This is a genomic window from Streptomyces chiangmaiensis, from assembly GCF_036281785.1.
Taxonomy (GTDB): Bacteria; Actinomycetota; Actinomycetes; order Streptomycetales; family Streptomycetaceae; genus Streptomyces; species Streptomyces chiangmaiensis.
In genome coordinates, this window is the sequence record NZ_JAYWVC010000772.1 from 1 (window position 1) to 504 (window position 504).

Here is a 504-nt window from a genome sequence, read left to right on the forward strand (position 1 = left end):
ACCTCATGTATTCAGCTATGAAGTAGAACTGGCGCCCCGACAACAGGAAGGTGCCTCTCACCTGCGATGATCTGGATTTCCTAGATCAAGAACGTCGCGAGGAAGAGGCACCCGGAAGGTGAAGACTACCCGCTGGGACCACCGGCTCGGCGTGCGGGCCGACGACCGCAACCTCGTGGGGCACGCCGGCGTCGTGCTCCTGCGGAGGATCGCCGACAAGACCGGACTGACCACGGCCCTGGCCCGAGCCCTGCCCCAGGGCACTGGGCCGGCCTGGCGCGACCGCGGCGAGGCCCTGGTCATGCTCGCCTGCGCGATCATGCTCGGCGCCACCAACGTCTTGGAGGCCGAGCAACTCCAGTACCACTGGCGGCGATTGTTCCCGCGCCCGGTCTCGGACAGCACCCTGCGCCGCACCCTGGAGGCGATCGACGGCCCGGTGGCGGCGCGCATCGAGCGCGTCCGCGCCGCGATACGACGCGTGGTGTGGATACTGCTCGCCCT

1 pseudogene is annotated in these 504 nt (G+C 68.5%); it reads left to right on the forward strand.

Annotated elements, in window-relative coordinates:
• Window positions 1–118: 118 nt before the first annotated feature.
• Window positions 119–504 (forward strand): annotated as a pseudogene (locus VXC91_RS46855) (hypothetical protein); the annotation flags it as partial.